The organism is Nocardia brasiliensis (genome assembly GCF_011801125.1).
Classification (GTDB): Bacteria; Actinomycetota; Actinomycetes; order Mycobacteriales; family Mycobacteriaceae; genus Nocardia; species Nocardia brasiliensis_C.
Genome location: NZ_CP046171.1, coordinates 2,008,501 through 2,027,603, shown reverse-complemented (window position 1 = coordinate 2,027,603; position 19,103 = coordinate 2,008,501). Strand labels below are relative to the sequence as shown.

16 protein-coding genes are annotated in these 19,103 nt (G+C 69.5%); 6 read left to right on the top strand and 10 right to left on the bottom strand.

Translation table 11 applies throughout. The features are described from left to right. Window positions 1-69: 69 nt before the first annotated feature. The 4 genes from F5X71_RS09080 (at window position 70) to F5X71_RS09065 (ending at window position 5,455) form a co-directional block, all read left to right on the top strand. A complete protein-coding gene (locus F5X71_RS09080) occupies window positions 70-891 on the top strand; it encodes a MerR family transcriptional regulator (RefSeq protein WP_238815794.1) in 822 nt (273 codons plus the stop codon). A 153-nt stretch (window positions 892-1,044) separates the two neighbouring features. Next, window positions 1,045-3,612 carry a cytochrome P450 gene (locus F5X71_RS09075; protein ID WP_167461542.1) on the top strand — a complete coding sequence of 856 codons (2,568 nt, stop codon included), beginning with the start codon at window positions 1,045-1,047 and terminating at the stop codon, window positions 3,610-3,612. A 37-nt stretch (window positions 3,613-3,649) separates the two neighbouring features. Then, the gene (locus F5X71_RS09070; protein ID WP_167461541.1) at window positions 3,650-4,180 is read left to right on the top strand and encodes a pyridoxamine 5'-phosphate oxidase family protein; all 531 of its coding nucleotides are present in this window, start codon (window positions 3,650-3,652) and stop codon (window positions 4,178-4,180) included. Between the two features lie 180 nt (window positions 4,181-4,360). Continuing rightward, window positions 4,361-5,455, top strand: coding sequence for a methyltransferase (locus tag F5X71_RS09065; protein ID WP_167461540.1), 1,095 nt, complete (start codon window positions 4,361-4,363; stop codon window positions 5,453-5,455). Between the two features lie 20 nt (window positions 5,456-5,475). Here the strand turns inward: F5X71_RS09065 and F5X71_RS09060 are convergent, their stop codons facing one another. Then, window positions 5,476-6,069 carry a TetR/AcrR family transcriptional regulator gene (locus tag F5X71_RS09060; RefSeq protein ID WP_167461539.1) on the bottom strand — a complete coding sequence of 198 codons (594 nt, stop codon included), beginning with the start codon at window positions 6,067-6,069 and terminating at the stop codon, window positions 5,476-5,478. 67 nt (window positions 6,070-6,136) lie between these two features. On the opposite strand from F5X71_RS09060, the gene F5X71_RS09055 reads away from it, so the two are divergent. Both F5X71_RS09055 and F5X71_RS37420 read left to right on the top strand, forming a co-directional pair. Beyond that, entirely contained in the window at window positions 6,137-6,958 is an 822-nt protein-coding gene (locus F5X71_RS09055) for a class I SAM-dependent methyltransferase (RefSeq protein ID WP_167461538.1), read from the top strand. Window positions 6,959-7,084: 126 nt separating this feature from the next. Continuing rightward, complete coding sequence (locus F5X71_RS37420) at window positions 7,085-7,408, top strand: barstar family protein (RefSeq protein ID WP_167461537.1); 324 nt, start codon at window positions 7,085-7,087, stop codon at window positions 7,406-7,408. A 327-nt stretch (window positions 7,409-7,735) separates the two neighbouring features. On the opposite strand, the gene F5X71_RS09045 is transcribed toward F5X71_RS37420, so the two are convergent. From F5X71_RS09045 to F5X71_RS09005, 9 genes are all read right to left on the bottom strand, one after another. Then, window positions 7,736-8,080, bottom strand: coding sequence for a hypothetical protein (locus F5X71_RS09045; protein ID WP_167461536.1), 345 nt, complete (start codon window positions 8,078-8,080; stop codon window positions 7,736-7,738). Window positions 8,081-8,180: 100 nt separating this feature from the next. Continuing rightward, the gene (locus F5X71_RS09040; protein ID WP_238815793.1) at window positions 8,181-9,095 is read right to left on the bottom strand and encodes a hypothetical protein; all 915 of its coding nucleotides are present in this window, start codon (window positions 9,093-9,095) and stop codon (window positions 8,181-8,183) included. Then, on the bottom strand, window positions 9,092-9,703 hold the full coding sequence (locus tag F5X71_RS09035) for a nitroreductase family protein (RefSeq protein ID WP_167461534.1): 612 nt from the start codon (window positions 9,701-9,703) through the stop codon (window positions 9,092-9,094). Before F5X71_RS09035 ends, F5X71_RS09040 begins: the two co-directional genes overlap by 4 nt. Next, window positions 9,700-10,692, bottom strand: coding sequence for a ScbA/BarX family gamma-butyrolactone biosynthesis protein (locus tag F5X71_RS09030; protein WP_238815792.1), 993 nt, complete (start codon window positions 10,690-10,692; stop codon window positions 9,700-9,702). The genes F5X71_RS09035 and F5X71_RS09030 overlap by 4 nt, the downstream gene beginning before the upstream one ends. Then, window positions 10,689-11,609: a nucleoside-diphosphate kinase gene (locus F5X71_RS09025; protein WP_167461533.1), complete on the bottom strand. Its 921-nt coding sequence runs from the start codon at window positions 11,607-11,609 to the stop codon at window positions 10,689-10,691. The genes F5X71_RS09030 and F5X71_RS09025 overlap by 4 nt, the downstream gene beginning before the upstream one ends. Beyond that, window positions 11,606-12,697: an SDR family oxidoreductase gene (locus F5X71_RS09020; RefSeq protein WP_167461532.1), complete on the bottom strand. Its 1,092-nt coding sequence runs from the start codon at window positions 12,695-12,697 to the stop codon at window positions 11,606-11,608. The genes F5X71_RS09025 and F5X71_RS09020 overlap by 4 nt, the downstream gene beginning before the upstream one ends. Further along, entirely contained in the window at window positions 12,694-12,963 is a 270-nt protein-coding gene (locus tag F5X71_RS09015; RefSeq protein ID WP_167461531.1) for an acyl carrier protein, read from the bottom strand. Before F5X71_RS09015 ends, F5X71_RS09020 begins: the two co-directional genes overlap by 4 nt. Beyond that, window positions 12,960-16,406: an AMP-binding protein gene (locus F5X71_RS09010; RefSeq protein WP_167461530.1), complete on the bottom strand. Its 3,447-nt coding sequence runs from the start codon at window positions 16,404-16,406 to the stop codon at window positions 12,960-12,962. Before F5X71_RS09010 ends, F5X71_RS09015 begins: the two co-directional genes overlap by 4 nt. Continuing rightward, complete coding sequence (locus tag F5X71_RS09005) at window positions 16,399-19,092, bottom strand: phosphoenolpyruvate synthase (protein WP_167461529.1); 2,694 nt, start codon at window positions 19,090-19,092, stop codon at window positions 16,399-16,401. The genes F5X71_RS09010 and F5X71_RS09005 overlap by 8 nt, the downstream gene beginning before the upstream one ends. Window positions 19,093-19,103: the final 11 nt, after the last annotated feature.

Sequence of the window (19,103 nt, the reverse complement as noted above, 5' to 3'; positions counted from 1 at the left end):
GGTTTGCGGTGTCCGGCCCGCCGAGGCCGGGCACAGCGGCGATGTTTCCGGCGCGACGCCGACTGATCGGTGCCGGAGCCCGGGGCCGATAGACTCGGCTCCGGCACCGAGGCGGGCAAGGAGGTGAAGGCGATGGAGTACCGGATCGACGATCTCGCGCGCGCCGCGGGCACCACCACCCGCAACGTGCGCGCCTATCAGGAGCGCGGACTGCTGCCCCCGCCGGTCGGCAAGGACGGCCGGGCCAGCATCTACGACAACTCGCACCTGGAACGGTTGCGACTGATCGACGCACTGCTGCAGCGCGGTTTCACCACCGCGCACATCGCCGACTTCATCACCAGCTGGGAGACCGGAAAGGATCTCACCGAGGTGCTCGGCCTACAGCACGCGGTGACGGCGTCCTGGGCCAAGGACGAGACGTTCGAGGTGCCGCGCGAGCTGATCGGCACCATCCTCGGCACCGAGGCCGACGAGCTGGTGGACCGGCTGCGCGAGATGAAACTGGTCCGGCTCGAGGGCGAGACCGTGGTGTTCACCGACACCCAGCTGCTCACCTCGTTCGCCGAGCTGCACGAATACGGCCTGGAACTGCGCACCCTCATCGAGATCTACGCCAAAGTGGCCGACCGCATCGACGACATCACCCACATCATGATCACGGCCGCCAAACAGCACATCATCGACGAGCACGGCCCCGGCTGGCTGCCCGACACCAGCAGCGAGATCGCCGACACCACAACGATGTTGAGCAAGATGCGCGAGCTCGCCGTGGCCTCGGTGCACGCCACCCTCGCCCGATCGCTCGATGTGACCCTGCGCCGCGAACTCGGCGACTACCTGGCCACCGCCGCCGAGCGCGAACGCGCCCGCAGCGACCCGGCTCCCTAGGTCGCCCCACGCGCAACGGACACCCGAGGATGCTTTCGCGCGTGTCCTTCGACAGGCACGCGCGCGGGACGACAGAAAATGCGCGGCGGGCGGCTGCGGCTCGCGGGCCGCGGATGCGGACCGAAGCGGGTGCCCGGTCCGTACCGTGGTGCCATGCACGTCGCGATGTTCACCGACTTCCATCCCGACACCATGGGCGGAATCCAGACCTCAGTGCATGCCCAGCGGCGGGGTCTGCAACGCCTCGGCCACCGCGTCACCCTGTTCTGCGCGCCGCTGCCCGGCGCCGTCGATACCGACCCCGACGTGGTGGTGTTGCCCGCGCTGGGTGGTGTCGTGGTGAACGGATTCGCGATGGTGCTGCCGACCAGGGCCAACGCCCGGTTGATCGACGCGGTGTTCGCCGCGCGCGGCCCGGTCGACGTGGTGCACACCCAGACCACCTACGGCGTCGCCATCGCCGGGCTGCGCGCCGCCCGCAGGCACGGCATCCCCGTGGTGCACACCGTGCACAGCCGCGACGACGTCTTCATCCAGCACACCTCCCCCGCCCCGTACCTCGCCGCGCTCACCATGCGCGGGCTGCACGGCCGCTTCGTCGCGCATCCGAAGCGGATGCCGCGCAACGACGAATCCCGTGCGGCCAGGCACGCCTGGCACACCATGGTCGGCCAGGCACACGCGGCGGATCGGGTGATCGTGCCGACCAATCATTTCGCCGAGCGACTGCGCGCCCACGGCCTGGATCGTCCGCTCCGGGTGATCTCCAACGGCATCGACGACGAGCTGCTCGACAGCGCGCGGGCGACGGCCGCGGGCGACCTCGCTCCCGCGCCTACCCGATCGCTACGGGTGCTGTGGTGTGCCCGGCTTTCCGGCGAGAAGCGCCTGATCGAGGCGATCGAGGCGGTCGGCGCGGTGCCGAACTGCGAGTTCGACATCTACGGCTCCGGCGATCTCGCCGATCGGGCACAGGCGCTGATCGAGGCCCGCGATCTCGGCGCGCGGGTGCGCCTGCACGGCGGGGTCGGTCAGGCCGAGTGCCTGGCCGCGATGGCCGTCCACGATGTATTGCTGTTCCCCTCTTCGGGTTTCGATACCCAAGGCATGGCGCTGCTGGAGGCGGCGGCGATGCGGCTTCCGGTCGTCTACTGCGATCCCGACCTCGCCGAGACCGTGCCCGAGGGCGGCGGCGTCCGCACCGCCGACCCGTCGGTGGCGGCGATCGCCGCGACCCTGCGGGAACTGGCCGACGACCCCGAATTGCTGGCGCCGATGCGCAAGATCCTCACCGAGCGCACCGACGTCGCGCGCCAATCCCGGCTCACCGCCGCGATCCTGGCGGTCTACGGCGAGCTGAGCACCGCTGCCGAATCCGCTGTGCCACCGCCTGTTCCGAACGTGCCCACCGCGCCGCACCGGCGACCGCTGCTCGGCCACACCGCGGTCGTGCTGCGCGACGGACCGCGTTTCGTCACCGGCCTTGCCGAACTCGGGCCGATCGTGCGGATCTATCTCGGGTCACGCCCGGTCTATCTGCTCACCACCCCGGAGTTGATCCGCGCGGTGGGTTTCGGCGAGGCGGGCCGATTCCATCGCGAGGAGCTGCGCGAGGCGATCGAGGGGGTCATCCGCGAGGCGTCCAATGTGCTCAGCGGTAAGCCGCACGAGTTGCGCCGCCGGATGATCGCGCCCGCCCTGCGGCAGCGCCGGCTGCACGAATACGCCGTGGTCGCGGCCGATCTCGCGAACACCTGGTCGGCGTCACTGCGGCCGGGACAACAGCTCGACCTCGCCGACGAGGCACACCGCGTGGTGCTCGACATCATCTCCTCGACCTTGTTCACCGCCGAATTCGGCGCTCAGGCCAAACACGAAGTGCAGCAGAACATCCCGTGGCTGCTCGGCCAGGTGATCCAACGGGCCGCGCTACCTGCCCCGATCCGCGGGATGCGGCCACTGGCCAACCGCCGCTTCGCCCGCACGGCGCGCCGGCTACGCGCCCAACTCGGCACCGTGGTCGCCGAATATCGCCGCGCCGACCGCGATTTCCACGACGTGCTCTCCGAGCTGGTCCGCCATCGTGACCCCGAGACCGGAGTCCGGCTCACCGACGAGGAGATCATCGACGAACTGCTGCTGATGCTCGCCGCCGGTGTCGGCTCGACCGCATCGATCCTCGGCTGGGTGTGCCACGAGATCATGCGCCAACCCCGGATCGCCGCCGAAATACGCAGGGAGATACGCGAAGTCGTCGGCTCGGGACCGGTCACCGCCGAACACGTCACGCGCCTGCCCTACCTGCGCGCGGTCATCATGGAGACGCTGCGCTACTGGGGTCCGTGGGTCAGCACGCAGACCGCCGATGGGCCGATCACGCTGGGCGAGACGATCCTGCCCGACGGCGCGACCGTGGCGTTCAGCCCGTACCTGATCCACCACGACCCGCGCCACTACCCCGACCCGGAAACCTTCGACCCCGGCCGGTGGCTGCCCGACCGGGTCGAGGAGATCGACAAGAAGGCGATTCTGCCGTTCGGCGTCGGCCATCGGCACTGCCCTGGCAGCGGCTTCGCCCTGATGACCATCACCCTGGCCACCGCCGCGCTCTTCGCCCGCTGGCAGCCCGTCGCCGACCCGCTCTACCAGGTCACCGCGTCGAACCGCGATTTCGTGCCCGCGCCGACGCGGATCCCGGTGGTGTTGCACCTCGCGCCGTGACCGATGAAATCGGCCGCGCGATCTCGTCAGCAGAGGTATGGATACCAAGAACCTCGCAGACCTCTACTCGGTGCCCGCGCTGGATTGGGCGAACATCCAGGCCGCGCTCGAGCAGAACATTCCCCAGGCACCCGATACCGGCGGCCCGAACCGCCACACCTATTGGCTCACCACGATCGACCCGGACGGCCGCCCGCACATGACCGCGGTCGGCGCGCTGTGGCACGAGGGCACGCTCGTGTTCACGACGGGTGCGCGAAGCCGCAAGGGCCGCAACCTCGCTCGCGATCCGCGCTGCGCGGTCAGCCTCTCGCTGCACGACTTCGATCTCGCCGTCGAGGGCACAGCGAGCCAGGTCACCGACCCGGCGGTGGTGGCCGCGGTCGCCGCGAAGTACGCCGCCGACGGATGGCCCGCCGCGCCGGACGCGACCGGACTGGCACTCACCGCCGCCTACAGTGCGCCGTCGGCGGGCTCGCCGCCGTGGCACGTCTATCGGATCACGGCTCAGTCGGCCACCGCGGTGTCCACGGTGGATCCCGGCGGTGCCACCCGCTGGACGTTCTGAGGGTCGCGCTCGAACGACGTTCGGATCGCCCGCCGGCCGTACCTCGACCACGTACGCTACGTGGGGCGCGTTTGTTCACAGCGCACCAGCGCGGAGCTCGATGAGCGCTGGTGCGGCGACACGCCGCACGGGCACCGGTCCGACACGGCGGTGCCGACCGTCGAGGGGATGGAGCCACCCATGGCATCCGGGCAATCGAGAACTCCACCGCACGTGGTGGTCCGCGCCGTCGAGCTGATCCGCTACGGGGTGGCCGTCGCCTATCGCAAGCTGGTCCCCGGCCATATCGCGGTGATGGAACTGCTCGCCGCGGGCTGGCTCACCCAGGCGATCCACGCCGCCGCCGAACTCGGCGTCGCCGACGCGCTCGCCGACGGCCCGCGCACCGGCGCCGAACTGGCCGAACGGATCGGGGCCGACGAGGACGGGCTGCACCGGCTGCTGCGGCTGCTCATCGCGCACGGCATCTTCGCCCGCCGCCGGGACGGCAGGTACGCGCTCACGCCGATGGCCAAGGCATTGCGTAGCGACAGCGCCGTCTCGCTGCGCGACGCCGCGCTGTTCTTCGGCTCCGCACTGCACCGCGACCACTGGTCCCATCTGGTCGACGCGGTGCGCACCGGCAAGCCGGTCGGCCAAGCGCTGCACGGCATGTCGTTCTTCGAACACGTGCAGGCGAACCGGCAGCTCGGCAAGCTCTTCGACAACGCGATGACCAGCATCGGCACCCTCTCGCTCGGTCCGCTGCTCGCGGCCTACGACTTCACCCGCATCGACACCGTGGTGGACATCGGCGGCGGGGAGGGCACGCTCATCGCCGAAATCCTGCGCGGCGCACCGCGATCCACCGGAATCCTGTTCGATCTGCCGGAGGTCGCCGAGGCCGCGGCCGCGCATCTGGCCGTCCGCGGCGTGGCCGAGCGCTGCACCATCGAGCGCGGCTCGTTCTTCGACACCGTCCCGCAGGGCGGCGACGTCTACATCCTCAAGCACATCCTGCACGACTGGCCGGAGCAGGACGCGGGATGCATTCTGGGCGCGGTCCGCGCGGCGATGAAACCCGATGCGCGCCTGGTGATCGTCGAACTGGTGCTGCCGGAGAATCACCGCCCGCATCCGGGCAAGTTCGTCGATCTGGAGATGCTGGTCAACGTCGGCGGGCGCGAACGCACGGCCGCGGAGTATCGAGAGTTCTTGGCGCGCTACGGCTTCACGTTGCAGCGGGTGATTCCGACGGTGTCACCGGACAATATTTTGGAAGCCGTGCCGAGCTGAAGCCTGACACGTACGCGCCGTTACTCGGCGGCCAGCGCACCGCCGACGACCGTCGTCACCGCCCTGGTGACGGCGGCGTCATCCGGCGGCGGGCCCGTGCGGTCGGCGAACAACAGATGCCCGGTGCCGATCAAAGCCAGTGCGAGCGCGTCGATGTCGGCGGCCGCGGCGATCCGGCCGTGCGCGCGTTCGGCCGTGAGGTAGCCGCCGATCATGGCCGTCGCCTCCGCCATCAGCGGCAGCCCGATCGGCCAGCGCTGACGTAGCCTGGCGCGCAGCTCGTCCCGGAACGCGACCAGCGCGACGATCGCCACCGCGACCGACTCGAACACCGATCTCAGTGCGTCCGAGAGGTTCTCGACGACCGCACCGCTACCCGCCGACACCTGCAAGCCCGCGGCGAGCTGTTCGATCTTCGCGGCCCGATCCAGCACCAGCTCGGCAAGGAAATCGTCGAAGTCGGTGAAGTGCCGGTGCAGCACGCCCTTCGCACACCCCGCCTCGGTGGTCACCGCGCGGCTGGTCAGCGCGCTCGGGCCGGCCTCGCGCAAGATCCGCTCGGCGGCGTCGAACAGCTGTGCGCGCACGTCACGCATCGCTACTCCCGTTGGCACCGTGTGTCTCCTTCGTCGACGTGCCCACCCCTTGTCGAGTGGGCATGTGCCCACTTATAGTGGGCACATGCCCACTATACCGTCTGAGCAATCACCCTCGGCCGAACCGCAAGCACATCAGGCCCGCGCGATCGCGGAATCGTTCGGTGTCGACGCCGCACGCTACGACCGTTCCCGCCCGCGCTATCCGGCCGAGCTGATCGCGGCGGTCGTCGCGGCCGGGCGGGGGCGCGATGTCCTCGACGTGGGTATCGGCACCGGCATCGTCGCGCGACAGTTCCAGGCCGCGGGCTGTACCGTGCTCGGCGTCGAACCCGATTCGCGCATGGCCGAATTCGCGCGACGCACCGGCACCGAGGTCGAGGTGGCCACCTTCGAGAACTGGGATCCGGCGGGACGCGCCTTCGACGCGGTCGTCGCCGGGCAGACCTGGCACTGGGTCGATCCCGTCGCGGGCGCGCACAAAGCGGCCGCCGCGCTGCGTCCCGGCGGCACCCTCGCCCTGTTCTGGAACGTGCAGCAACCACCGCCCGCACTCGAACAGGCGCTCACCGACGTGTTCCGGCGGATGTTCCCCGACTCCCCGATCGCCCGTCTCCCCAAGATGTCCGGCGTCGAGATGTACACCGCGATGTGTGACAAGGCCGCCGACGGCATCCGCGCGACGGCCGCATTCGACGAGCCACAGCACCGGAGCTTCGAATGGACCCAGCCCTACACCCGCGACGAATGGCTCGACTACGCCGCCACCACCGGCGCCACCACCCGCCTACCGCAAACCGCACTCAACGAGGTCCGCACCGAACTAGGCGCGGTCATAGACCGATCCGGCGGCAATTTCGTCTGCCACTACACAACCGTCATGCTCACCGCGACCAAAATGAGTTGAGCACCCGCGGCCCGCTGTCCCGCCGACACTCCACCACCTGGCTACAGTCGACGACACGAGCCCGACTCCCGACCGCACCACAACTCCCTGCCCCGAAGAGCCCCACCCAACGCTCCGGAGGTAACAATGGTCGACCGGTCATCGGACCTGCCCTTCGAGGTCGTGCAGGCACGCCTGGCAGATTTCAGTCAAACGGAAGGCCGCGTGGCGGACGAGGGGTACCGGGTTGTACACGTCCGCGGTCAGCGAATGCGGACGACCACCGAACTGTTCGCGGAGTTCGCGGCCGCGTTCCAGTTTCCCTGGTATTTCGGGCAGAACTGGGCTGCCTTCGATGAATGCATGACAGATCTCGATGATTGGCTGCCGCCCGTCCGCAGGGATACGCGGTCTCGGTGTGGCACGCGGATGCGACCTTGGCGAAAGACAAGGCGGCCTTGGCTGTTCTGATCGACAGACTCGAATTCATCAGACAGGAATCGGCGGAGCCGTCGGGGCTGGTTTCGACCGGCTCCGGAGTCACCTCGCCTACGCCGAGAGGGTTCCGGGTGGTGCTGCACTGCGAGTCGGACGCGCACCGCCGCCTGGTCGACAGGTGGACTCGTGCGGGTGCGCGACTGGACACATCCGCGCCGCCGCCCCGGCGGCGTAATCCGTTCCGGTGGTAGCCGAGCGAGTTGGGCCCACACGACATGCCTTCCCGCGTATCTGGTTGTGGTACAAGGGAATTAGGAGGGGCCAACCCGCTTCGTTGCGGGGTGCCCGATGAGTGGTCGGCTACTTCGGGGTGACGAAGGCTCGGGTGGTGAAGCCGAGGGTGTCGTCGGAGATGCACGAGGCGCGCATGGGCTGGCCGACCGGGGAAGGCACGGAATCCGTGCCCGAGTACGCGCCGAAGATCTGGCCGTCCGGCGTACTCGGTGTCATCAGGCCGACGCATTCGATCTCCAGGACGGAGGCGCCGTCCCCATCGTGGCATCGCGCGACCGCGTCGGTCAGCCCCTGGTCGATGTAGCACGCGCCGGGGTCGCCCTGCGCGGACCCCGAGCCCGCGATCAGCAATCCGGAGGCGAGTGTGACCAGACAGCCACCTCCGCCGATCCGCTTCAGCAGGATACTCACAGCGATCCTCTCTTCCGTGGTGTGACGCCGAAACTCCGATCGTCCCTGGTATTCCCCCGCGACAACGGCCGACACGGCCGACCGCACCGGCACGAGTTCGCTACGGCAGCAGCAACGCCTGCACGATCAAGGTCAGATACAACGACAGGATGAACAGCACCGCGGGCCCGAAGGGATAGTCGGTCCGCGTCGAACGCAGGAACTTCACCGCACCGAGCAGCGGCAGCGACAGCAACGCCACCGGCACCCACGCGACCGACGCCGCGGGCACCGCGAAGTCCCACGGTCGGACCAGCAAGATGTCGCACAGCACCGCGATCGCCGCGCACGCCAGCATCGCCGCCACACTCCCGTTGGCGCCCAGCGCGTTCGAGTACAGCATCTCGCCCGGCCGGCGCTCCCGCGAAGTCTTCCTGGCGAATTCGAATTGCAGGAACGCGCCCGCGAACACGACGGCCACGGCCGCGGCCTGCCAATGCGCCCGGACCTCACCGGTGTCGATGGCCGAAACCACCACGTAGGCGGTCACGAGCAGCTGCACGGGGTAGGTGACGATCAGGTTCACCATGATCGCGTCGCGCACCGTGCCGGACAGGCGCTCCATGCCCCACAGCGCCAACCCGTAAGCCATTGCCACGGCGATCATCACGGCCGAACCGACCGAAAGCACGAGACTGCCCGCGATCGCGCCGACGGCGATGACACCCATCGCCGCCCGCAGCTCTCCCGCGCTCACCGCGCCGGTCACCAGCGGCCGGTCCGGATTGTGCACGCGGTCGTACTCGAGGTCCTTCTGCTCGTCGACCATGCGCAGGTACAGCAGCACGAACGCGACGACGACGATCCGGAGCACGGTGTGCCAGGTCGGCCGCCACGCCGAATCCGGCTGTGTCACCAGCGAAGCCGTGCCCTCCAGCGCCAGCACCCACAGCACGCCGTAGAGCAGATAGTGCGGCTTGTACATCACCGCGGTGAACCGCACTATCCGCGCGATCGAGGCCAGCGGGCCGGTCACGCCCACCGGTCCCAGCTGGTCAGCTCGGCGGCCGGGGTGCGCCGCCCCGGCCGGTCGCGGCCGGGCAGCAGATGCGCGACCGGCACCATGGCCACCTGGGCCACCTCGTCGTACGGAATCCCGAGCAGCTCCGCGATTTCCCGTTCGTAGGCCAGGTGCGCGGTGGTCAGGCAGGATCCGAGTCCGCGGGTGCGCAACGCCAGCATGAAGTTCCACACCGCGGGATAGATCGATCCGTAGAAGCTGGCCAGGCGCGGCGGCGCGGCGGGCTCCGGCGGGCGGCCGAGCGAGCAGACGAACACCAGCGCGGGCACCTCGGCCAGATGATCGGCGAGGTACTGACCCGAGGCGAGGTCACCGAGCTGGTCGGGCCGCGGTGTGCGACCGGACAGGTTGGCGGCGAAGCTTTTGCGGTAGAACTCCCCGATCTGCCGCTTCGTTTCACCGTCCTGCACGATGAGGAACCGCCACGGTTGCCGATTGCTGCCGCTGGGCGCCTGCACCGCGATGTCCAAACAGTCGAGCAGGTCCTGCCGATCGACCGGACGGGACAGGTCGAGACGGCGGCGGGTGGACCGGGTGGTGGTGAGCAGTTCGGCGCCCGTCAACGGCTCGCCTCCGGCTCGTCGGCGCCGAAACCTAGTTCGTCGTCGGCGAATTCGAGATCGATCTCGGCCGCCACGGCGTCGGCCTGCCAGATCTCGCAGTGGATCACGGTGCGGTCGGCCTGCTGCCCGGTGATCTCGGCGACGCATTCCGCTGGCCGGTCCAGCTCGACGAAACGATCGAAAGAGCTTCCGACACATTCCAATTGCGGGGCGCGGTGCAGCACCATGGCCAAGGCGGTCTGCCTGCACGCCTCGATCAGCAGGCTGCCGGGCACGTGGTCGAGTTCGTGATCGAACAGGAACGGATGCCCCAGATCCGGGACGAGCACCGCCCTTGCGGTGTTGCCCTCCAGTCGCGGCGGCCCGATCACGACGTTGCGCCAGTTCTCCCGCCCGACGTCAGCCGCCGCGGCCCGCTCACCGAGCGCCGAGGCACCGACGTACGCCCCGAGGTCGATGCTCTTGCGGAACGCCGAGCGCAGCGCCGCCCACTGCCGCGGCGTCACCCAGGAGAACGACCCGTCCACGGTCATCATCGACTCAGTGCCGCAATCGATTTCGAGCACCATGTCCAATCCCTGCAACGTGTCACCGCGCACGTGCCTGCGCGGCACCCGCACCCGCATGACCAGGTCGGCGGGCGCGGTGCCCACCGTCCAGGCCGCGGTGTCGGCGCCGGTGCCGTTGAAGGTGCGCACGATGAACCCCATTTCGGCGGGGACACCGTAGAACTCGTGGCTGAGCGCGATCGCGGCCTGTCTGGCCGCCTCCATCACCAGCAGCGGATCGTGACGCAAACCCAGCGTTCCGGCGTGGTCGCTGTAATACGCGTGCATCCGCGGCAATTGGGCACCGACCACGAACTCGTGCTCGCCGACGGCGTCGAGCGAGGTGACGAACACCTCCGACACCGCGCACCGGTGCGCCAGCGCACGCGAGATGGTGCGTAGATGGGTTGCCGTCTTCACCGTTTCCACATTTGCCGTCACGGTCGTCCCTCCAACCAATCGTCAGCGGATACCGGTCGCAGCGTCTGCTGCTGGGTACCGGCCCGCATCGGGAGTACATAAGACCCGAGCACGATCACCGACCACGGATCGAGTTCTCGGCCTTCGGCCCACGCGGCGTACAGCAGCCGCGCGCACTCGTCGTCCGCATGTGGGTCGAAGTCATCGGGGGCAGGCGCACCGGCCCGTTTCAGGTCGCCCAGGATCTGTTCGGTCGCGTCCGCGCGATCGAAACTGCGTGCGGGGACCGCGGTGTACAGCGCATTGGTGAGCGCGAGCGCCTCGGCCGAGCGATCCGCACCCGCATTCGCCTGCGCGATCACCGCCGCCCGCCGGTGCTCGTCCAGATAGATGGCGAGCTCACGGAGCACGTCCGCCGGATCGTCGGGCGAATGCACCAGGTTGAGCAGGTAATTGTGTCTACCGAGGAGATATCGCAGCTGGCCCGCCTCGCGTTTACGCGGATCGGTCGGTCCCTTTGCCTCGGTGAGCCGCACCGAGACCGGCAGCTCCCCGTCCGCGCCGCGCACGACCAGCACCAGCACGTCGGAGACACCGACGAGCAGATCGGCCAGCGTGCGGCGTTCGGGCGAGGCGATGTTCCACGCGAAGTACCACAGCGCGCGGGCCAGGTGCCGATCCACACCGGCCCGGAACGCGGAGACGACCTGGAAGTCGTTGTCGGCCAGCCATTTCAGGGTCGGCCCGACCGCTCTGGCGACGATCGCGTCCGGCTTGAGCAGTAGCAGCGAATGTTCACGGGCGAACTTCGCGGCGTCCACACCCAGCCGGTCGAGCTGGTCGACGGTCTCCAGCAGATAGGTGTCGGCGGCATAGGCTTTCACCTTCTCCGGCTGCGGAGTCAGCGTCGCGAGCAGCCGCTCGATCGGCGCGCTCATCGGGCCACCTCGCCGACCTCGGTGCTCGCCAGCACTTCTTCGATCGAAGGCAGCGGCACGCCAAGGTAGCCGGACTCCAGGCAGTAGTCCAACAGCGATCGCAGGTACTCCTTGCCACTTTCCGGCGCGGGATTGCCCAGCAGCACTTCGGTATTCGCCGTGTCGAAACGCAACCGGCGGCGGAAATAGCTGGTGTAGAGCACACCGATGCGCCGGTAGTACTCGCGCTCGATCCCGTCGAGGTCGTTCTCGTCGAAGGTCCCGGCGGGCACGAAAGTCGCGACCTCGAACGACGGGTACTCGGCGAGCACGTCCGAAACCTCGCGCAGCGACAGGGAATCCCGGCCGACAGCGTGGAAGGTGCGCCCGTACGCGGAATCGAAATCCAGTACGGCGGCGGCGATCACGTCGGCGACGTGGTCTACCGGGGCCAGCGCGAGCGTCGCGTCGTAGCGGCCGGGCAGCGAGCGCAGCTTGCCCTCCACCATGAGTTTGACGACGGTGTAGAGGTTCTTGTACTCGCGGATCGCGCCGGTGTCGCTCGCGCCGGTGACGATGCCCGGCCGCACGATCGCCCAGCGCAGTCCCTGCTCCCCCGCCGCCCGCACCAGCTGCTCGGCCCGGAACTTGCTCTGCTCGTAGCCGTTTCCGAACGACTGGCCCGCGTCGAGGTCGCTCTCGGCGACGGTGCCGCTGCGTTCACCGCACACGTAGGCGGTGCTGACGTGCACGAGCGGCACGTCCCACGCCCGCGCCAGCTCGATCGCGTTGGCCGTGCCCCGCACGTTGAGCTCGTCGTAATCGGTCGCGGAAGCGTCGAAGGCGGTCGTCGCGGCGCAGTGCACGATGATGCCGACGCGGTCGGCGAGATCGGCCCGATCCGGCTCGGCCAGACCGAGTCCCGCGGCGCGGATGTCGCCCGCGACCGCGCGGCCCGCGCCGAGCACCGTGCCGTCGTTGCGGATGATCCGCGAATTGCTGTGCAGCACCGCGGCGACCGGCCTGCTCGCCGCGGCAAGCCGCGCGACGACCTCCGCGCCGACCAGGCCCGAGGCCCCGGTGAGCAACACCGTATCCCGCCCACTCATGCGCGTCCCTCCGCGGCGAGCGTACCGGTGACCAGCGTGACGACCTCGCCGACCCGGCGCACGCCGACGAGCTGCTCGGGCCGGTAGCGGGGCAAGTCGAAGGACCGCTCCAGCACCACCGTCAGCTCCATCAAACGCAGCGAGTCGAAGCCCATGTCCTCGACGAGTCGCTGGTCGTCCGTGGCGACCGCCCGCGGGTCGGGCGCCATCCGCTGGACCAGCGCCCGGACCCGTTCGGCCACCGCGGCATCGGCGACTGCGGTCATGCCTGCACCTCCTCGTTGCGTAGATGCGGTTGCTGCCCACCGGAAGCCAGCAGGTCGCGGGCCTCGTCGAGGGGCAGCTCGGTGTTCAGATAGCCGGCGATGCGCAACCAGTCGTAGCCGATCGCCAGCGTGCGACGCCATTGCTCGCGCGAGTCGAACGAGGCGGGGAAGCCGGTGGCGGCCGGGTCGGCGGCCACCGAACGCACCAGCGTGACGAACTCGTCGACAGCGGCGAGCCCGGCCAGCGCGTCGCCGCCGTCCACCAGCTCCGAGAATCGCACCCGCCGTGCCGATTCCAGCCGGGCGAGCAGCTCGTCCCGGTGCCGGGACGTCGACGGCAGCAGGCGGTGCAGCGTCGCCACAGGGGCGACATCGGCGGGCAGCGGGTGAATACCGTAGGCGGACAACACCACCCGCACGGCCATCGCGATCATCCGATGCGCGGCGATGTCGGCGACCGCGCCCTGCGCGTTCTTGATCGCGCCCGCCAGGTCCTCCCTGGCGTTCTCCAGCACGATGTTCGACCACACCAGGTTCAACGCGCACTCGGTGAACCGGCGCGCGGGCAACGGCGAGAGCGTCACGAGCACGTCCGTGCGCGCCGCACCGGTCACGCCGAGCGCGGGTGCGAGCGCGGCGGGCACCGGCGTGTACGGCTTGGCGCGCTTGCAGAGCGCCAAAGCGGGCGTGAGCTTTTCACCGCCGCGCCACTGCAGGCCGACGAACCCGAGCCGCAGGAACTCGGCCAAGGCCGCGGTGCTGTCGTGCTGAGCGCGCCCGAGCACCGCCGCGATCGAATGCCGGAACACCACCGAGCGCCAGGCGCGCGCGGCGTCGTCGGAAAGCACGAAGACGTCGCTGTTGTCCCGCATGACGTGCACGCGCGGGCCGATGTGCCAGGTGGTCACGTCGGGCACGCGGGTGAACAGGATCTGGTCGGGATCGTCGACGACGCCGTCGACCCCGAGTTCCCCGGCCAGGGTGAACAACTGGGCCCAGGTCGCGTCCTCGGCCGGTGCCGTCGCGGTGTCGCGGCCGGTGTCCGCACCGGACCAGGCCGCCGGATCGGCGAGCGCGCGGTAGCGGTCGATGAGATCGTCGGCGCCGATCCGATCCAGCTGGCGCGGCAGCCATTTGGTCTCCACGTAGCTCTCGCCGCGGCGCGCCGCCCAGCCCTTCATCGCTTGGAGCAGGCCGTCGCGGGCCCATTCGACCGCCTCGTCGCGGGCGTGCAGCGCACGCAACGCCACGGCGTACCGCAGCGCCTGCCTGGCGCGGTCGTGCCACCACTCGGCGAGCAGCGCGGCGAACGCGGCGTGCGGGAGCAGCGCCCGCAATTCGCCGACGTCCTGACTGCCGGTGCGCACCACGGTCGCCCGCAGGAACCGCTGACAGCGGTTGAGCAGATCCTCGTCCAGTTCCGCCGCGGTGGTGGCCTTGGCGACCTGTTCGAGCTGGCCGCGCAGCTGTGCGGCCGAGCGGGTCCGCACCTCCACCCGGCGGCCGTCGATGAAGAGCACGGTCGGCAGCGTCGGCAGATCCTCGTCGCCGGGCGCGAGCACCAGGAAGTCCACGTCGGAACCGTCGTTGCCGAAGCCCTCGGCCAGCGACCCCTCGAACAGCACGGTCGAATCCCGCGGCACGACAACGCTGTCCATCGCTTTGTCGAGCAGCTGGGCTGCCCGATCGATCGCCATGGTCGGCACGGGTAGGTCCGAGTCGGTCTCCTGGGCGGCCCGCTCGCCTGCGCCCACCGTTTCTTCGTGAGCGACCGCGTCGGCCAGTGCGCCGGTGCGGAACTGCTCCCACATGTGCCTGCGGCGCGGTTTGCCGCTGGAGGTGCGGCGGATGATGCCGCGCGGGCCGGTGACGATGCTGACGGTCTGGGCGGGACCGAGCTCGCTGCGAATGATCTTGCGTGCCTCGGCGATCCAGTCCCCCGGCTTGGACTCGGCGAACAGCGCGATGCCCTGGGCGCCAGGCTCGGTGATCGCGACCGCGGCCAGCTTGCCCTTGGTGATGCCGGTTTCCTGCGCGACCCGGGACTCGATGTCCTCCATGAACACCGACCGGCCGCGCACCTTCAGGCTCGACCCCATCCGGCCGAGCACGAAAACCTCACCGCGGTGCAGGAATCCGGCGTCGCCGGAGTACAGTGCGCCGTCGCTGATCCGGGTGGATGCGGACGCGGATTCGTCGGAGTAGCCGAGCGCGACCGAATCGCCGACCACCACCATCTCGCCGAGGGTGCCGTCCGGCAGCGGACGGCCCTCCTCGTCGACCACCGTGACGGTGGACTCCGGGGTGGAGTAGCCGAGGCCGGTGATCCAGCCCGCGCCCTCGACCCGGTGGGTGTCATCCAGCAGCCGCTGCTCGAGCACCGTGATCGGCTCGCCGAAGCGCAGCGTCGGCGTATCGATGCGCAACGCGGTGATCGGGCGATGCCGCGCCGAGGAGGTGACCATCAGCGTCGACTCCGCCAGCCCGTACGCGAGCGTGTAGGCGCTCATCGAAAAACCCTGCGGGCCGGTGAGTTCGGCGAAGGACTGAAGATCGGCGATCTCGACCGGTTCCGAGCCGACCGCCAGCGTGCGCCAACCGGACAGGTCCAGATCGGCGATCTCGGCGGGGGAAACCCGGTGTGCCACATAGCCGAGCGCGAACGAGGGCGACGGCGAGTGCTGGGCGTGCGCCATCGCGCGCAACCAGCGGACCGGGTCGCGGACGAACTGGTCCGGCCGCATCAGATACAGATCGCCCTGATTGGTGACGGTGGTCAGGAACGCGCCGACCAGACCCATATCGTGGTAGAGCGGCAGCCACGAGACCATCGCCTCGCCCGGCTGCCACTCGACCAGCGCGGAGATCATCGCGATGTTGTTCGCCAGGTTGTGCCAGCTCACCCGCACACCGCGCGGGGCGGCGGTGGAGCCGGAGGTGAACTGCAGCAGCGCGCACTCGTCGGGTGCGCCGAACTCCCGTTGCGCGGGCGGGCATTCGGGCAGCGCCGCCGCGTTGATCACCAGCGGCTCGTCGGTGCGCCCGGCCGCGGTCGCCGCCTGGCGCACCAGCTGCTCGAACTCGATCGAGGTGACCACCAGCCGCGGCGCGGCCTGGGTCAGGATCCCTGCGATGTGCGCGACGATCTGGTCCAGGTCGCCGAACATCGGCGGCGCGACCGGCGTGAACACCCCGCCGCACGCCCAGACCGCGTAGAACGCGGCGACACAGGGGAATCCGGTCGGCATGATCACGCAGGCGCCGTCGCCGCTGCTCATGCCGTGCTCGCGCATCAGCGCCGCGATCGACCAGGTCGACTCGGCGAGCTCGGCGTAGCTGCGGTACTCCCAGCCGTCGGCCTCGTCGGCCAGGTAGATCCCGGCCTCGCCGGCCGGATCGGCCAGCCAATTACGGACGGCGGCAACATCTTTGTCGTCACGCATCGTGGTCCTCTCCTTCGGCCAGCACGGTCACGGTGCCGCTGGTGCCATCGACCCGGATCCGCATACCGGTCCGGATCGCCTTGGTGACGTCCTTGATCTGGACCACCGTAGGCACGCCCAGTTCCCGCGCCACGATCGCCACATGGGTGAGCGGGCTACCACGCTCGATGACCAGCGCCGCCGCCGAGGGCAGCGCGGCCACCCAACCGGGATCGGTGCGATAGGCCACCAGGATGCCACCGGCTACGTCGCGCGGCTCGTCCACGACCACCGCGGTCCCGGTCACGACGCCAGAAGCCGACGGCGTGCCCGCCAGCACGGTCCCCGCCTCGGCCGCCGGGGTGTCGGTGACCGGCACCCACCCCTGCTCCGCGAGTTCGGCTCGGCCGAACACCGAACCGACGGTGACGAACCGCGCGGGCGCCACCAATCCGGCGTCCTTGGCGCGCTGCGCCTTCCTGGCGGCGACGAGTGCGCGCATCGACGTGGTGTCGGCGCCCTCGTAGCAGCCGCGCAACTCCTGCACGGTCAAGTAGAACACGTCGGAGAATTCGTCGATGACGCCGCGTCCGGCCAGATCCCGGCCCATCGCCCGGATCATCCGCTTGACCATGCCGAACGCGCGGGTCCGGCAGAACCGCAGCCGCTCGCGATGGGCCGCGCAGCGGGAAACCTTGCCGCGCAACCGTTCATAGATCCGGCGACGCAGTCCGCCCAGGTGCGCGTCGAGGTACTCCTCGGCCTCGTCGCGGTGCCCGAGCGGCGCGTCGGGCAGGGCGCTGCGCAGCATGATGAACAGGCTCGCCGGATCTTCGCGCAGGTCCGGCGTTTCCAGCTTCAGCTCGTCCAGGCTGCGGTAGCCGTACCGGTCGATGTAGGCGTCGACCTGCGCGCGGAACTCCGGGTGCTGTGCCAGGGCCGGGTAGATCTGCTCCGGCGCAGTCGAATTCACCAGCCGCGTGAGTTCCGGATCGAGCCGGGCGGCATCGGCGAGCGCCTTCATCGCACGGGCCGGTTCCGCGGACTCGACATCGGCGCCCGGCCCGACCACCGCGTACAGGAACCACTCCGGCGCCTTCGGCAGGAACAGCTTGGTGAGCAGGAACATCGACCCGGTCAAGGTCAACAGGATCGCGTCGAGCACCATCAGCGGTCCCCAGCGCTCGACCAGATCGCGATCCACCTTCCGGTAGGCCGCATAGGCTTGCGCGCCGGAGAGCGCGGTGTAGTCGATCGCGTCGTACTCGTCGTAGACCCGGTAGAACTCGGTCATGAACTGCTCGACCAGCTCGTCGATGCCGAACAACCGGCGCAGGTAGGTCACCGTGGTCACCGCCCGCGACCGCAGCCGGGCCAGCGGATTGCCGAAGGTGAACGGCCGCAACGTCTTCGCGACGTCGTCCGGCAGCGGCTCGGCCACGCCGAGCGCGGCCTCTAGCACCTTGCGGTTCAGCGGATAGCCGGGTGCGATGCCGACCATCCGATACCAGTGCAGCAGGTTGTAGTACACCCGGCCGTGAAAATAGCCGAGCAGCACCGGAGTCCACTGCTCGGTCTGGCGCAGCTGCGCGCTCGGCACCCGCAGCGAGCGCGCGTAGCCGTCGTACACCCGGCCGTAGATGTCGGCGGCGGTGGTGTAGGTGAGCGGCGAGGTGATCCCGCTGAAACTCTCGATGATGTTGGAGTTGTCCCAGATTCGGCGCTCGCCCTCGGGCACCGCCTCGCCCGCGCCGCGGAGCACCGCGCCGGGCGGCAGGCTCGTCAGCGCCGTCGTGATCGGGCGTGCCTGCAAGAACCACAGTCCGTCGCCGTCGATCGCCCACTCCACGTCCTGCGGCGCCCCGAACTCGGCTTCCAATTTTGTGCCCAGTTCCGCGATCTCGGCGATCTCGCCCGCGGTGAGCGCGGCTTGCGCGCGTCGAGCCGGCTCGACCTCGCTGATCGTGTACCCCTGATCGGCCGTGACCGTGTAGGACTGATCCTTGTCTCCCAGCACGGTTTCCAGCACCGTGCCCGAACTCTTGTCGATCACCACCGAGTCGGCGTCCACCGCACCGGACACCAGGCCCTCGCCCAATCCGTAGACCGCGCTGAGCAACAACTCCTCGCGCGCGCCGCTGATCGGGTTCGCGGTGAACAGAACACCGCTGGCACGCGCGGGGACCAGCCGTTGCAAGACCACCGCCACCGCGGCGGCGGGCGGTTGCTTGTTCGCGAACGCGTAGCGCAGCGACCGCTCCGAGAAGGCCGAGGCCCAGCAGTCGCGCACCCGGTCGAGGACCGCGTCCAGGCCGTTGACGTTCAGGAACGAGTCGAACTGGCCCGCGTACGAGTGGTCAGGACCGTCCTCGGCGACCACGGACGAGCGCACCGCTATCGCCCCGCTACCGAGCTTGCGATATGCCTCGGCGATCAAAACACCGATATCCGAAGGTAACGATTTCGCGGCGATTTCGGCTCGAAAAGTGGCCGCGACGGCAAGCGCGGCATCGAGATCATCGAGTGAAACGATCGTGTCCACCGCCTGGGCGAGTCCGCTCTCGGCGGTGAACCGCGCGAACACATCGGTGCCGAGCACGGTCCAGTCCGGGACTCGAAACCCGCACTGCCCCAGGCTATGCAGGCCCCGCGCTTTACCACCGCCGAGCTCGGCGATCGTCGCGGTATCGGTCCATGGTCCAAGCACGTGCACTGATT